Annotated in this window: 16 protein-coding genes and 1 pseudogene; 14 read left to right on the top strand and 3 right to left on the bottom strand. The window is 58.3% G+C overall.

From position 1 onward, the window contains the following. Positions 1 to 96: 96 nt before the first annotated feature. Together mpl and CWM61_RS11290 are read left to right on the top strand one after the other, a co-directional pair. Positions 97 to 1,470, top strand: a complete 1,374-nt coding sequence (mpl, locus tag CWM61_RS11285; protein WP_100631244.1) for a UDP-N-acetylmuramate:L-alanyl-gamma-D-glutamyl-meso-diaminopimelate ligase — start codon at positions 97 to 99, stop codon at positions 1,468 to 1,470. A gap of 68 nt (positions 1,471 to 1,538) precedes the next feature. Next, entirely contained in the window at positions 1,539 to 2,066 is a 528-nt protein-coding gene (locus CWM61_RS11290; RefSeq protein WP_100631245.1) for a GNAT family N-acetyltransferase, read from the top strand. 47 nt (positions 2,067 to 2,113) lie between these two features. On the opposite strand, the gene CWM61_RS11295 is transcribed toward CWM61_RS11290, so the two are convergent. Then, positions 2,114 to 3,322, bottom strand: coding sequence for an aldose 1-epimerase family protein (locus tag CWM61_RS11295; RefSeq protein WP_100631246.1), 1,209 nt, complete (start codon positions 3,320 to 3,322; stop codon positions 2,114 to 2,116). A gap of 184 nt (positions 3,323 to 3,506) precedes the next feature. Here CWM61_RS11295 and CWM61_RS30120 point away from each other — a divergent pair. Then, a pseudogene (locus CWM61_RS30120) lies at positions 3,507 to 3,620 on the top strand (hypothetical protein). Between the two features lie 333 nt (positions 3,621 to 3,953). On the opposite strand, the gene yjgA reads toward CWM61_RS30120, so the two are convergent. Beyond that, positions 3,954 to 4,505, bottom strand: a complete 552-nt coding sequence (gene yjgA, locus CWM61_RS11300; RefSeq protein ID WP_074387255.1) for a ribosome biogenesis factor YjgA — start codon at positions 4,503 to 4,505, stop codon at positions 3,954 to 3,956. A gap of 96 nt (positions 4,506 to 4,601) precedes the next feature. On the opposite strand from yjgA, the gene pmbA reads away from it, so the two are divergent. Further along, positions 4,602 to 5,954, top strand: a complete 1,353-nt coding sequence (gene pmbA / locus CWM61_RS11305; protein WP_061155986.1) for a metalloprotease PmbA — start codon at positions 4,602 to 4,604, stop codon at positions 5,952 to 5,954. Between the two features lie 36 nt (positions 5,955 to 5,990). Then, positions 5,991 to 6,377: a cytochrome b562 gene (cybC, locus tag CWM61_RS11310; RefSeq protein WP_061155985.1), complete on the top strand. Its 387-nt coding sequence runs from the start codon at positions 5,991 to 5,993 to the stop codon at positions 6,375 to 6,377. Between the two features lie 54 nt (positions 6,378 to 6,431). Here cybC and CWM61_RS29175 read toward each other — a convergent pair whose 3' ends face one another. Continuing rightward, complete coding sequence (locus CWM61_RS29175; protein WP_165785148.1) at positions 6,432 to 6,563, bottom strand: hypothetical protein; 132 nt, start codon at positions 6,561 to 6,563, stop codon at positions 6,432 to 6,434. 103 nt (positions 6,564 to 6,666) lie between these two features. Between CWM61_RS29175 and CWM61_RS11315 the strand changes: the two genes are divergently transcribed. The 9 genes from CWM61_RS11315 to CWM61_RS11355 all read left to right on the top strand — a co-directional run bounded on the left by CWM61_RS11315 (position 6,667) and on the right by CWM61_RS11355 (position 13,426). Beyond that, positions 6,667 to 7,005 (top strand): PRD domain-containing protein, encoded by a 339-nt coding sequence (locus CWM61_RS11315; RefSeq protein WP_004206500.1) that lies wholly within the window; start codon positions 6,667 to 6,669, stop codon positions 7,003 to 7,005. A 10-nt stretch (positions 7,006 to 7,015) separates the two neighbouring features. Continuing rightward, positions 7,016 to 7,378, top strand: coding sequence for an SFCGS family glycine-rich protein (locus CWM61_RS11320; protein WP_004206501.1), 363 nt, complete (start codon positions 7,016 to 7,018; stop codon positions 7,376 to 7,378). Positions 7,379 to 7,380: 2 nt separating this feature from the next. Further along, positions 7,381 to 7,680: a DUF4312 family protein gene (locus CWM61_RS11325; protein WP_061155984.1), complete on the top strand. Its 300-nt coding sequence runs from the start codon at positions 7,381 to 7,383 to the stop codon at positions 7,678 to 7,680. Between the two features lie 21 nt (positions 7,681 to 7,701). After that, complete coding sequence (locus CWM61_RS11330) at positions 7,702 to 8,478, top strand: DUF4311 domain-containing protein (RefSeq protein WP_061155983.1); 777 nt, start codon at positions 7,702 to 7,704, stop codon at positions 8,476 to 8,478. A 13-nt stretch (positions 8,479 to 8,491) separates the two neighbouring features. After that, the gene (locus CWM61_RS11335; RefSeq protein WP_061155982.1) at positions 8,492 to 9,136 is read left to right on the top strand and encodes a DUF4310 family protein; all 645 of its coding nucleotides are present in this window, start codon (positions 8,492 to 8,494) and stop codon (positions 9,134 to 9,136) included. Between the two features lie 97 nt (positions 9,137 to 9,233). Then, the gene (locus CWM61_RS11340) at positions 9,234 to 10,367 is read left to right on the top strand and encodes an amidohydrolase/deacetylase family metallohydrolase (RefSeq protein WP_074387253.1); all 1,134 of its coding nucleotides are present in this window, start codon (positions 9,234 to 9,236) and stop codon (positions 10,365 to 10,367) included. Beyond that, positions 10,351 to 11,469 carry a DgaE family pyridoxal phosphate-dependent ammonia lyase gene (locus CWM61_RS11345; RefSeq protein ID WP_100631247.1) on the top strand — a complete coding sequence of 373 codons (1,119 nt, stop codon included), beginning with the start codon at positions 10,351 to 10,353 and terminating at the stop codon, positions 11,467 to 11,469. Before CWM61_RS11340 ends, CWM61_RS11345 begins: the two co-directional genes overlap by 17 nt. Beyond that, positions 11,466 to 12,206, top strand: a complete 741-nt coding sequence (gene dagF / locus CWM61_RS11350; protein ID WP_047667302.1) for a 2-dehydro-3-deoxy-phosphogluconate aldolase — start codon at positions 11,466 to 11,468, stop codon at positions 12,204 to 12,206. The genes CWM61_RS11345 and dagF overlap by 4 nt, the downstream gene beginning before the upstream one ends. A 65-nt stretch (positions 12,207 to 12,271) precedes the next feature. After that, positions 12,272 to 13,426 (top strand): lactonase family protein, encoded by a 1,155-nt coding sequence (locus CWM61_RS11355; protein WP_074387251.1) that lies wholly within the window; start codon positions 12,272 to 12,274, stop codon positions 13,424 to 13,426. Positions 13,427 to 13,429: the final 3 nt, after the last annotated feature.

Here is a 13,429-nt window from a genome sequence, read left to right on the forward strand (position 1 = left end):
AATCGCGCCAGCAAAATACAGATTCGCCTGAAATGCATTTCGCCAGGGCCCGGGATATGGGTAAAATGTGCCCCGGATAAGAGAAGGAAATGACGAATGCGCATTCATATTTTAGGAATCTGTGGCACGTTTATGGGGGGCCTGGCCATGCTGGCGCGCTCCCTCGGTCATGAGGTAACAGGGTCGGATGCTAACGTCTATCCGCCGATGAGCACCCTGCTGGAAAACCAGGGGATTGATTTAATTCAGGGTTATGACCCCAGCCAGCTGGATCCCCGGCCAGATCTGGTGATCATCGGTAACGCCATGACTCGCGGCAACCCGTGCGTTGAAGCGGTGCTGGAAAACAATATTCCGTATATGTCCGGCCCGCAGTGGCTGCACGACTTCGTGCTGCGCGATCGCTGGGTGCTGGCCGTCGCCGGGACCCACGGCAAAACCACCACTGCCGGGATGGCAACCTGGATCCTCGAAGCCTGCGGCTATAAACCGGGCTTCGTGATCGGTGGCGTACCGGGTAATTTCGAGGTCTCTGCGCGTCTGGGCGACAGCCCGTTCTTCGTCATTGAAGCGGATGAATACGACTGTGCCTTCTTCGACAAGCGCTCCAAGTTTGTTCACTACTGCCCGCGGACGCTGATCCTCAACAACCTTGAGTTCGATCACGCGGACATCTTTGACGACCTGAAGGCGATTCAGAAACAGTTCCACCATCTGGTGCGCATCGTGCCGGGCAAAGGCAAAATTATCCTGCCGGAGAACGACATCAACCTGAAGCAGGTGATGGCGATGGGCTGCTGGAGCGAGCAGGAGCTGGTGGGCGAGCAGGGCCACTGGCAGGCGAAGAAACTGAACGCCGACGCCTCTCAGTGGGAAGTGCTGCTCGACGGCGAAAAAGTCGGCGAGGTGAAGTGGGCGCTGGTCGGCGAGCATAATATGCATAACGGCCTGATGGCGATTGCCGCGGCGCGTCACGTCGGCGTGCTGCCGGCGGATGCCGCGAACGCGCTGGGCAGCTTTATCAACGCCCGCCGTCGCCTGGAGCTGCGCGGTGAAGCCAACGGCGTCACCGTGTATGACGATTTCGCCCATCATCCGACGGCGATCCTCGCTACGCTGCAGGCGCTGCGCGGCAAAGTGGGCGGCACCGCGCGTATTCTCGCCGTGCTGGAGCCGCGCTCTAACACCATGAAAATGGGCGTTTGCAAGGACGATCTGGCGCCGTCGCTTGGTCGCGCTGATGAAGTGTTTCTCCTGCAGCCGCAGCATATTCCGTGGCAGGTGGCGGAAGTGGCGGAAGCCTGCGTCCAGCCGGCCCACTGGAGCGCCGACGTCGATACCCTGGCGGAGATGGTGGTCAAAACCGCCCACCCGGGCGACCATATCCTGGTGATGAGCAACGGCGGCTTCGGCGGCATTCATCAAAAGCTGCTGGATAAGCTGGCGCAAAAAGCGGCCGCGGCAGAATAAGCGCGAACGCCTCCGATCACTGCCCTCCGCGTGAGGGCAGTTTTGTTTTCGCCACCAGGGATTGTGCCATGCTGATCTGCGAAAGATTACGTTCTACCGACTCGCCCCATTTCGCCACGCTGGACGCGCTCTACGCGCGCGCCTTTCCGTGGCACGAGCAGCGCGAAAGCGACGCCAAACTTCAGGCGCTGAGCCACCCGCGCTACGCGCTGGAAGCGTGGTTCGATGAAGGCGTCTTTGTTGGCCTCAGCGGCTGCTGGCAGTTTGCCGGCTACGGTTATATCGAACATCTGGCGATCGACGATACGCTGCGCTCCCGCGGCTATGGTAAACAGCTGCTGGCGCAGATCCTGACGCGCGCGCCGCTGACCATTCTGGAAATCGATCCGCTGACGACGGCGATCGCTCATAAACGGCTGCGCTTTTATCAGTCGATGGGGTTTCATGCCAATGCGTGGGCGCATTATCACCCGAGCTATCATCAGGACATCACGGATCATGAGCTGCTGGTGCTGAGCTACCCGCAGCCGATCGATGAGCGACAGTACCAGCAGTTTGCCCGGGATCTCGGGCGCGAGGTGATGGGGCGGGAGTAGCCCGGAACGGGGCGTCGCCCCGCTCCGGGAATTCACTGGTTACAACCTTACTCTTTGGCGATCGGCGTCTCGTTCTCCGCGACTTTATTGTCGCCCTGAATCTGCGCGATTTTCTGCTCAACGGCGGCCACCTGGGCGCTGTCGTGCAGCAGAGTGTAGGTCAGATCAAACTGCGCGCTGGCGCCCGGCTGCAGCTGCTTCACACGTTTTTGTTCGCGTTCAATGGTGACCGGATAGGCGTAGCTGGTGCCCGGTTCGATACCGGTGACGTAGCCCTGTTTGATGGTGTCGGTATTTTTCCATAGCGTCAGGACCGGCAGCTGACGGGTATCAAACTGAATGGATGCCCCTTTATCGCCCGCTTTGTTGACCACCGCGGCCAGGGTCTGGTGATTTTCATCGGCCAGCGGCTGAATATTAAATACCATCTCGTCAAAATCTTTGGTCGGCCCCTGATAGGTCTGCCAGGTTTTTAACCCGCTCTTCGCGTAATCATTGAACGGGCTGATGCTGGACATCGGGGCGAGGAAGCGCGCGCCTTCTTCCAGAATCGGGGTGCCGAAGTTGCTGTGGTAGATAATCTGATAATCATGCGGATAGTCGGCATGGTTGGTTAAGACGTCATGCAGGCTGAAGCTGTTGCTGCCCGGGACGTAGCGCAGTTCGGTCAAAGTCTGCAGATCGGCTTTTTTGAAGGTGCTCTCTTTCACCAGCCCGCGGATGCGGATTTCATACGGCGCGCTGTCAGCCACTTCGACTTCTACCCGCGAGGCCGGGGTGTTGCCTGCCTTGCCGTGCAGGGTATAAATCTGCCCGTCCGCGGTCACCGGATGGCCGGTCCATTCATAGCCGCAGCGGACCATCATCTCGTTGAATCCTTCCAGCCAGCCGAGTCCATTGCGACTTTCCAGGTTGATAAACGCCGGGTTGACGACCTCTTTAACCGGCGAATCCCAGCCCATCCGGCTGCCGAAACCCTCAATACGCAGTAAGTTCATGCCGCGTGTCGGGCTCAGAGTGATGGTCAGGCCGTCTTTACTGTGAATGGTGAGGATTTTGCTGCCTTCCTGCTTACCGCCGTGCAGGACTTTTTGCTCAATGCTGAACGCATGGTCTTTTACCTTCAGCTGATCGCTGCTGATCTGCCAGTTTCCTTTATCCATACCCTCTTCAGCGTTCGTCAGCACCCATGTTTTTGCCGTGGCTGAGCCAGAAACCAGCAGGGCGATAGTCGTCAGAACCAAAGTCTTTTTCATTTTTATTCCCTTTTTGCTGAATCGATTGTGTCATTGACGTGTGAAATCTACCGGCATGAGGGTGATTAAAATGTGAAGCGCCTCACCTGGTGAGAAAGTGGCCGTTTTGATGATGTTAAATGCGATGAAAGTCGTATTATTTTGCTAAGTAATGCGAATTTATCACCACAATATGTGATCTACATTGTTTTCAGCTTTAACGATTCAGCTTGGCCGCAAGGCAAAAACAACCGTATCGTCGTGTGGATGAGGGAGCCAGGCTATGCGAAGGGAATCCCCCTGCTGGCGCAAGCCTTAGAACTGGGGTGAAGGTAGGCCGGATAAGGCGTTAGCCGCCATCCGGCACAACGACGGGAACGGAGTCTGGTGCAGATTGCCCGGCGGCGCTGCGCTTGCACGGGCCTACGGTGTTGAGTAACCGTTTGATATATAGGGTTCCGTAGGCTGGATAAGGCGTTAGCCGCCATCCGGCACAACGACGGGAACGGAGTCTGGTGCAGATTGCCCGGCGGCGCTGCGTTTTCGCGGACCTACAAAACAGAGTAACCGTTTGATATATAGGGATTTGTAGCCCGGATAAGGCGCAGCGCGCCGCCATCCGGGAGACTATTGCGGGCAAAAACAGCGGGACTTAGCCTTCGTTTTCAGCCAGTTCGCGCAGATACTGGAAGATCAGGCGCGCCGATTTCGGCGGCTTGTTGCCCTCTTTCTCTTTCTTCGCATTGCGGATCAGTGAACGCAACTGCTGACGGTCAGCATCTGGCCACAGGTTCAGCACTTCAGCGACGGCGTCATCCCCATCGTCAATCAGTCGATCGCGGATCTGCTCCAGCTTGTGGAACAGCGCAACCTGCTGGTTGTGACGGTTTTTCAGCTTGTCCAGCGCCTGACGAATCGGATCGACATCGCGGTTGCGCAGCATCTTACCGATAAGCTGCAGCTGGCGGCGGCGACCCTCTTTTTTGATACGCTGGGCGAGTTCGATGGCGTCACGCAGGTCAGTATCCAGCGGAATTTTATCCAGCGCGTTTTTCCCCAGGTCAACGAGTTCCGCGCCAAGACGCTTCAGTTCTTCCGCGTCGCGCTTAATTTCACTCTTACTGACCCAGATGATTTCATCATCTTCATCTTCAACGTCATCACCGGGCACGTCGTCGAGCCAGTCATCGGGCTGCTTTGTCATCTTCAGGCTCCTTAAAAAAAGAGGCTAATGTTACCAGTTAAGGCGCGCACTGAAAAACGGTTCTCTGTTAGACTTCAGTTAACTCCTTCTTACATTATGGCATTAGCAATGAAAGTCATCTCTCAAGTTGCACAGCAGCGTAAGACGCTGGAAGAAGCCGTTACCACGGCACTGGAACTGGCGGCAGGTAAATCTGACGGTGCGGAAGTCTCCGTCAGCAAAACGACGGGCATCGGCGTCAGCACCCGCTATGGCGAAGTGGAGAACGTAGAATTCAATAGCGACGGCGCGCTAGGCATCACCGTCTATCATCAAAACCGTAAAGGCAGCGCCTCCTCGACCGATCTGAGTCCGGACGCCATCGCCCGCACCGTACAGGCGGCGCTGGATATTGCGCGCTACACCTCCCCGGATCCGTTTGCCGGTGTGGCCGATAAAGAGCTGCTGGCCTTTGACGCCCCGGATCTGGACCTGTTCCACCCGGCGGAAGTCTCCCCGGACGAAGCCATCGAACTGGCCGCTCGCGCGGAGCAAGTGGCCCTGAAGGCAGATAAGCGCATCACTAACACCGAAGGCGGCAGCTTTAACAGCCACTACGGCATCAAAGTGTTTGGTAACAGTCACGGCATGCTGCAAAGTTACTGCTCGACTCGCCATTCGCTCTCCAGCTGCGTCATCGCGGAAGATGACGGCGATATGGAGCGCGACTACGCCTACACCATTGGCCGGGCGATAGAGGATCTGCAGTCACCGGAATGGGTTGGGGAAGAGTGCGCCCGCCGCACCCTGTCGCGTCTGGCGCCGCGTAAGCTGTCGACCATGAAGGCGCCAGTGATTTTCGCCAACGAAGTGGCGACCGGGCTGTTTGGTCACCTGGTGGGCGCGATTGCCGGTGGTTCGGTATACCGCAAATCCACCTTCCTGCTCGATTCGCTGGGCACACAAATTTTGCCTGAGTGGCTGACCATCGAAGAACATCCGCACCTGCTGAAAGGGCTGGCCTCCACGCCGTTCGACAGCGAAGGCGTGCGCACCGAGCGTCGTGACATCATCAAAGACGGGGTGCTGACCCAGTGGCTGCTGACCAACTACTCAGCGCGCAAGCTGGGGATGAAAAGCACCGGCCACGCCGGGGGCATCCACAACTGGCGCATCAATGGCCGCGGCCTGAGTTTTGCAAAGATGCTTAAAGAGATGGGCACCGGCCTTGTGGTTACCGAACTGATGGGGCAGGGTGTCAGTGGCGTCACTGGCGACTACTCACGCGGCGCATCCGGCTTCTGGGTAGAAAACGGCGAAATTCAATATCCTGTCAGTGAGATCACCATTGCAGGAAATCTGAAAGAAATGTGGCGTAATATCGTGACCATTGGCGATGATATTGAAACGCGCAGCAACATTCAGTGTGGTTCTGTGCTGCTGCCGGAGATGAAAATCGCCGGGCAATAACACCTGTTTGCTTAAATAATAAAAAGGAAGTGAGCAATGCGTAAAAAACTGTTAGCGATGCTGGCTGTCTCTGCTTTTGCGCTCGGTTCAGCATCGGCCTTCGCCGACCTGGGCGAAGACATGGACACTCTGGCAGAAAACCTGCAAGTGGTACAGAAAACCACCGACGCCGGCGAGCTGAAAGCGGCGCTGAATAAAATGCGTACGGCGGCAGTCGATGCCCAGAAACAGACGCCGCCGAAGCTGGAAGGCAAAGCGGCCGACAGCGCTGAGATGAAAGATTACCGTCATGGTCTGGATATTCTGATCGGCCAGATCGACGGTGCGCTGAAGCTGGCGAACGAAGGCAAGGTGAAAGAGGCGCAGGCCGCTGCGGAGGAGTTTAAAACCACCCGCAACACCTACCATCAGAAGTACCGCTAACCGTTCTTTTCGGGAGGCATCAGCCGATGCCTCCCGCCTGAAAGCCTACCGATATCACATTTTTCCACTCTCTTTTTCCGGCCTTTCCGCTGCCGCAGGCGCCTTATCCACGCTCATTGTTGTGATACGTCTCACGCCATAGCCGTCGTTTTTGCCTTTTCCCTGTGAATATGTGGGGTCGATCACGCCTGCCGTCTCCCTTTCCACTTCGAAGTGGAAAACAACTCGCTACAAACTCCTTCCCCCCGGCGCTACTTTGATTCCCAGAGACATCAGCGGGGTATCAGAAGTGAATAACGGAGCGGTAATACACGACGTAGGGGAGCAGGCAGCGCAGACCGAACGCCTGGCTGACAAGATGCTGCAGCAGGTTTTTGCCTTGTTAAGCCGTCACGGCATCGTCCCTAACGACGTTCAGGAGCAAATGCTGACTTCCCACGTGCGGGCGATGGCCCACCGGTCAATCAGCGGTGAACCGCTACCGGAAGTGGATGCCAGCCTGTTCGAAGAGATTTCACCAGATTCAATGACGCTGGCCCGCGAAGTGGTCGCGCAGTTTGGCAACTTGCCTGATGAAGAGGCCTGGCTGCTGTCCGTCCATTTCGAAGTCGCAAAAGAAAACCTGTAAGGAGCAAAACATGGAACAAATCACCGTTGTTATTGGCGACCGCCTGGGCAAAGGACAAAAAGTCGCTGCAGGCGCTGAGAAAGCGGGCGCACGTGCTGTGGTCGTCCCTGGCGTTGCTGCTGATATGAAACTGGGCGACATGATGAAAGCGGAAAACGCCACCTTCGGCATCTCCTTCTGCGGCAGCGGCGGCGCCGGGGCCATCACCGCGCAGACCAAATACGGCTACAAAGCGAAATATGGCATGCGTTCCGTTGAAGAGGGCGTCACCGCCATTAACGAAGGCTGCAACGTGCTGGGCTTCGGCTTTATGGATAAAGAAGAGCTGGGCGAGCGCCTGGTTGAAGCCTGGAAAAAGAAATACGGCGCATAAGTATGAAAGAGCAATTCACCACCACGGTGAGGGTTGCCGGCAAAGGCGAAAGCAAATCACGGGCCTTCGCCGATGCCCTGAACCATGTGCAGGCTGCGGTGATGAAAACGTCATCGCACATTCTGCTGCGTATTGAGCCACAGGACGTGACGGTTGTTCATGCGCGCGAAGCGGTACGAAAAGAGGCCTTTCTGTTCTTCTTTTTGCGCCGTGAACGACGGACTTACAGCGTGGAGCTGGACGTCACCGTCAACGTGACCGCCATCGATCTCGATAAAGTGGCTTTCGTCACGCAAACCTGATTGTTAGCAAAGGGTCTAACTATGTTCCTGATAATTTTAATAAAATCGCTCATTATCGGCGGCCTGGTCGGCGTCGGCGTGGGCGCCGGAGCGGCACGCATGTTTCACGCCCCCACCACGCAGGGGATGGGGGCGTTTCGTACCCTGGGCGAGCTTAACTCCTGTGAAGGCGATCCGGCCTCTCACTTCTCCTTTGGCCTTGGCTTCTTCTTTAACGCCTGGGCCTCTTCCGTTGCAGCAGGCTCCTTCACCCAGGACGTCGACCACCGCATTATCCCTAACTGGGGCGCGGCGGCGCTGATGCTAAAAAATCGTAACGTTGGCGAAACCCTGCACGATCCGAAAAGAATGGCGATTGCCTGCGGCATCATCGGCATGATCGTCGTCGCCTTCCTTAACCTGACCGCCTCTTCCGTGCCGGAAGCGCTGCAGGTCACCGCGGTTAAGGTGCTGGTGCCGGCGGCAAATCTGCTGGTGAATACCGTGATGCCGGTGATCTTCTGGCTGGCGGCTATCGATGCCGGTAAGAAATCAGGCTTCTGGGCGACGATTTTCGGCGGCGCGGCGCAGCTGATTATGGGGAACGCCGTACCGGGTCTGGTACTGGGTATTCTGATCGGTAAAGGGGTAGAAGAGAGCGGCTGGAACCGGGTAACCAAAGTGATGATGATCGCCATTGTCGCGCTGTTTGTCCTCAGCGGCTTCTTCCGCGGTTTCGACATGAAGATGATTGAATCCTTCCATCTGACCGTGCCGAACTGGCTGGACATGATCCACAACTCACTCAGCGGCAAGTAACGGGAGCCTGATAATGGAACAGAATAAAGGTTTTTGGTATGCCGACTGGTCGTTCCCGATCTTTGTTGGCCTGCTCTCCTCCGGTGTCTTCGCCGGGACGCACATGTATTACCTGTACGGCATCGGTGCCTTCAACGAAGTGGCCTTCGTGGCCATGCTGAAGGCAGGGATTGATACTGGCGCGTACGGCGCGGTGGCGGCATTTGGTGCCAGCTTCCTGTTCGCCCGCATTATCGAAGGGTCGCTGGTGGGGATCCTCGATATCGGTGGCGCCATTCAAACCGGTATTGGCCTCGGCGTTCCGGCGCTGCTGCTCGGCGCGGGCTTTGTCTTCCCGGTGGCGAACTTCGCCGCGTCGCTGGTCACCGGCCTGGTCCTTGGTCTGGCAGTGGGTTACATCATCATTCTGGCGCGTAAGTTCACCATCAACCAGAGCGATTCCACCTACGGTGCCGACGTAATGATGGGGGCCGGTAACGCCTCTGGCCGCTTCCTTGGCCCCTTGATCATCCTCAGCGCGATGACCGCCTCGATTCCTATCGGGATTGGCTCGCTGGTTGGCGCGCTGCTGTTCTACATCTGGCAGAAACCGATCACCGGCGGCGCCATCCTCGGCGCGATGATCCTCGGCTCCATCTTCCCGGTGGCGATTAGCTAGCCGCCTGATGGCGCTGCGCTTATCAGGCCTACACGTCAGCGTGATTGGTAGGCCGATGACCTCGCCATCCGTACACTCTTTTCATCAGGAGATAGCTATGTTTGATTTACTCCTGCGCCGTGCGCGCCTCGTCGACGATACCCTGACTGATATCGCCATCCAGGACGGGAAAATCGCGGCGCTGGGCGAGATTAGCGCGCCCTCCCGCAAAACCATCGATCTGTACGGCAACAGCTACGTTAGCGCCGGCTGGATTGACTCCCACGTTCACTGCTACCCGAATTCGCCGATTTATCACGATGAGCCGGATAGCGTGGGTATCGCCACCGGCGTCACCACCGTGATTGATGCCGGCAGCACCGGTGCCGACGACGTTGACGATTTCTATCAGCTGACCCGCAAAGCGGCGACGGAAGTTTATGCGCTGCTCAATATCTCCCGCGTCGGGCTGATTGCGCAGAACGAACTGGCCAATATGGCCAATATCGACGCCGAGGCGGTGAAGCAGGCGGTGCAGCGTCATCCTGATTTTATCGTCGGCCTGAAAGCGCGGATGAGTAGCAGCGTGGTGGGCGAAAACGGCATTACGCCGCTGGCGCGCGCCAAGACCATTCAGCAGCAAAACGGCGATCTTCCGCTGATGGTGCACATCGGCAATAACCCGCCGAACCTCGATGAAATCGCCGACCTGCTGAGCAGCGGCGACATCATTACCCACTGCTATAACGGCAAGCCGAACCGCATTCTGAATCCCGCCGGCGAACTGCGTAGCTCGATTACTCGCGCTCTGCAGCGCGGGGTGCACCTCGACGTTGGGCACGGCACCGCCAGCTTCAGCTTTGAAGTGGCGCGGCGGGCGATTGCGCTGGGCATTCTGCCGCACACCATCAGCTCCGACATTTACTGCCGCAACCGGATCGACGGCCCGGTGCGTTCGCTGGCGCTGGTGATGTCGAAATTCCTCGCCATCGGCATGACCCTGCCGCAGGTGATTGCCTGCGTGACCGTCAGCGCCGCCGAGGGGCTGCGCCTGTCGCGTAAAGGGCGGCTGGAAGTGGGCTTCGACGCCGATTTAACGCTATTTCGCCTGGAGCACCGGCCCACGCTGCTGGTGGATGCCGAAAAAGAGAGCCTCCAGGCTGACAACATTCTGGTGCCGCTGGCCGCGATCCGCGCGGGCAAAGGCTATCTGACCGAACAAGGGAGCGCGGAACATGCCTTCGATTTTTGAGAAATACCATTTAAAACAGGTGATTAATACTTCGGGCCGGATGACGGCGCTGGGCGTTTCCACGCCGCGCCCGGAAGTGGTGGAAGCCGCGATGGCCGGTATGAACCAGTACTTTGAAATGAAAGACCTGGTGAATAAAACCGGCGAGTACATTGCCAGGCTGCTGGACGTGGAAGGGGCGACCGTTGTCTCCTGCGCGTCGGCGGGGATTGCCCAGTCGGTGGCGGCGGTGCTGGTGAAAGACAGCGACTGGCTGCTGGAGAACCTGCACGTCACGCCGATAGAGAATAACGAAATCGTCATGCCGAAGGGCCACAACGTCAACTTCGGCGCGCCGGTCGGCACCATGGTGGCGCTGGGCGGCGGTAAGCTGGTGGAAGCGGGCTACGCCAACGAATGTTCTGCCCAACAGCTGGCGGCGGCAATCACCCCGCGCACCGCGGCGATCCTGTACATCAAATCCCACCACTGCGTACAGAAAAGCATGCTCAACGTAGCGCAGGCTGCGGAAGTGGCGCGCCAGCATGGCTTGCCGCTGATCGTCGATGCGGCGGCGGAAGAAGATCTGCAATGCTACTACCGCATGGGCGCCGACTTGGTGATCTACAGCGGCGCGAAAGCGATTGAAGGGCCGACCAGCGGGCTGGTGATCGGCAAAACCCAGTACGTCGAGTGGGTTAAGCGCCAGTCGATGGGGATTGGCCGGGCGATGAAAGTGGGTAAAGAGGGCATTCTCGGCCTGACCTGCGCCATTGAACACTACCTGACGGCGAGCAAAGAGAGCGGCGAGCAGATGGTGGCGAAGATGACGCCGTTTATCGAACAGCTCAACACGCTTAACGGCGTGACCGCCCGGGTGGTGTGGGATAGCGCGGGTCGCGATATCGCCCGCGCCGAAATCAAATTCAACGAAGCGGTGACCGGCGTGAAGACCGGCGATCTGGTTAACGCGCTGAAGCAGGGCGAATACGCCATCTACTTCCGCGGCTACAAAGCTAACGAAGGCATTATCGAAGCCGATGTCCGCAGCGTGAACGCGGAGCAGCTGGCGGTGGTCGCCCGCCGCATCGCGGAAGTGCTAAACAAGGAGAAACAAGCATGAAACTGACCCCAAACTTTTACCGTGATCGCGTGTGTCTGAACGTCCTGGCGGGCAGCAAAGACAACGCCCGCGAAATCTACGACGCGGCGGAAGGCCACGTCCTGGTCGGCGTGCTCTCCAAAAACTATCCGGATGTCGCCAGCGCGGTGGCCGATATGCGTGAATACGCGAAGCTGATCGATAACGCGCTCTCAGTCGGGCTGGGCGCAGGCGATCCAAACCAGTCGGCGATGGTGAGTGAGATTTCTCGCCAGGTGCAGCCGCAGCACGTCAACCAGGTGTTCACCGGCGTGGCCACCAGCCGCGCGCTGCTCGGGCAGAACGAGACCGTGGTGAATGGCCTGGTCTCGCCCACCGGTACGCCGGGAATGGTGAAGATCTCAACTGGCCCGCTGAGCAGCGGCGCGGCGGATGGCATTGTGCCGCTGGAAACCGCCATCGCGCTGCTGAAAGACATGGGCGGCAGCTCCATCAAATACTTCCCGATGGGCGGCCTGAAGCACCGCGCCGAATTCGAAGCTGTGGCGAAAGCCTGCGCCGCGCACGATTTCTGGCTGGAGCCGACCGGCGGTATCGATCTGGACAACTACAGCGAGATCCTGAAAATCGCCCTCGATGCCGGGGTGAGCAAAATCATCCCGCATATCTACAGCTCGATTATCGATAAAGCCAGCGGCAACACCCGTCCGGCCGATGTTCGCCAGCTGCTGGAGATGACCAAACAGTTAGTGAAGTAGTGCCTCACCCTCTCCCCAAAAGGGGGGAGGGTAAACATCCCCCACTGAACCATCAAGGAGTTGCTATGCCTGTCGCTCGTCATCTGCTTGTCGCTTCACTGTCCCTGTTTGCCGCCGCCGCGGGCGCCGCGCAAACCCACTATGCCTGGGTAGGTACCTATAATCCCAATGGCGAAGGTCTGTACCGCTTTACCGTCGATGCCAACACCGGTGCGCTGCATGACAGGGCGCTGGTGAGCGCGTTGCCAAACGTCGCGCAGCTGACCGTGTCGCGCGATGGCAAAACGCTGTATGCCGCCAGTGAAGTCGAAAAAGGCGTCGTGCAGGCGTGGCGCATTGAGAAGAATGGTGAGTTGACCGCACTCAGCCAGGTTGCCTCCGGCGGCGCCGGGCCGGTGTATCTCTCCCTGACACCGGATGGTAAACATCTGCTGGTGGCCAACTACGTCAGCGGGAGTATCGCGGTGCTACCGGTGAAAGAAGATGGTAGCCTGGGCGAGGCAGTGGACAAGCATCAGGATGAAGGCCCGGCAGGCGCCGAACGCCCGGCGGCGGCCGTCGAGGGCAGCTTCGCCATCAGCGATCACAATGGCCCGCACGCCCATATGATCGCCGCCGATCCCAGCGGGAAATTTGTTTACTCCACCGATCTGGGGCTGGATCGGATCTATCAGTACCGGCTGGATAGCGCCAGCGGTAAGCTGACGCCGAACGATCCGCCGTTCATCGCCGCTTCGTCGCCGGGCGCCGGCCCACGCCACTTCGTCTTTACGCCAAAGGGCGACGGCCTGTGGCTGATCAACGAAGAAGCGTCGACGCTGACTTTCTACCATCTGGATAAGCAAAGCGGCCTGCTGCGCGAAGGCAAAACCGTCTCCGCGCTGCCGAAAGAGTATAAGGGTACCAGCTTTGCCGCCGGCCTGGCGCTGAGCAACGACGGCAAGCAGCTGTACGTCGCCAACCGCCTGCACAACAGCATCGCCCACTTTAGCGTGCTGGCGGATGGCCGCCTGAGCCACCAGGAAGATATCTGGACGCGTGGGGATTACCCCCGTACGCTGACCCTGGATAATCAGGGGCAGTGGCTGTACGTCATGAACCAGCGTAGCGATAATATTACCCGTTTTAGCGTGGCGCCGAAGGATGGCAAATTAACCTTTGCCTCCGACTACACGCCGGTCGGTAGCCCATCGCAGATGGTGATATCCGCCCAACCCTGAGCC

Origin of the sequence: Klebsiella sp. K-Nf6 (genome assembly GCF_002806655.1) — a bacterium.
Taxonomy (GTDB): Bacteria; Pseudomonadota; Gammaproteobacteria; order Enterobacterales; family Enterobacteriaceae; genus Klebsiella; species Klebsiella variicola.

Excerpts from the sequence above, each read along its gene's own strand:
- CWM61_RS11290 (WP_100631245.1), top strand. The coding sequence starts at position 1,539 with ATGCTGATCTGCGAAAGATTACGTTCTACCGACTCGCCCCATTTCGCC.
- CWM61_RS11295 (WP_100631246.1), bottom strand. The coding sequence starts at position 3,322 with ATGAAAAAGACTTTGGTTCTGACGACTATCGCCCTGCTGGTTTCTGGC.
- CWM61_RS11325 (WP_061155984.1), top strand. The coding sequence starts at position 7,381 with ATGAAAGAGCAATTCACCACCACGGTGAGGGTTGCCGGCAAAGGCGAA.
- dagF (WP_047667302.1), top strand. The coding sequence starts at position 11,466 with ATGAAACTGACCCCAAACTTTTACCGTGATCGCGTGTGTCTGAACGTC.
- pmbA (WP_061155986.1), top strand. The coding sequence starts at position 4,602 with ATGGCATTAGCAATGAAAGTCATCTCTCAAGTTGCACAGCAGCGTAAG.
- CWM61_RS11355 (WP_074387251.1), top strand. The coding sequence starts at position 12,272 with ATGCCTGTCGCTCGTCATCTGCTTGTCGCTTCACTGTCCCTGTTTGCC.
- CWM61_RS11335 (WP_061155982.1), top strand. The coding sequence starts at position 8,492 with ATGGAACAGAATAAAGGTTTTTGGTATGCCGACTGGTCGTTCCCGATC.
- CWM61_RS11340 (WP_074387253.1), top strand. The coding sequence starts at position 9,234 with ATGTTTGATTTACTCCTGCGCCGTGCGCGCCTCGTCGACGATACCCTG.
- CWM61_RS11345 (WP_100631247.1), top strand. The coding sequence starts at position 10,351 with ATGCCTTCGATTTTTGAGAAATACCATTTAAAACAGGTGATTAATACT.
- yjgA (WP_074387255.1), bottom strand. The coding sequence starts at position 4,505 with ATGACAAAGCAGCCCGATGACTGGCTCGACGACGTGCCCGGTGATGAC.
- cybC (WP_061155985.1), top strand. The coding sequence starts at position 5,991 with ATGCGTAAAAAACTGTTAGCGATGCTGGCTGTCTCTGCTTTTGCGCTC.
- CWM61_RS11330 (WP_061155983.1), top strand. The coding sequence starts at position 7,702 with ATGTTCCTGATAATTTTAATAAAATCGCTCATTATCGGCGGCCTGGTC.
- CWM61_RS11320 (WP_004206501.1), top strand. The coding sequence starts at position 7,016 with ATGGAACAAATCACCGTTGTTATTGGCGACCGCCTGGGCAAAGGACAA.
- mpl (WP_100631244.1), top strand. The coding sequence starts at position 97 with ATGCGCATTCATATTTTAGGAATCTGTGGCACGTTTATGGGGGGCCTG.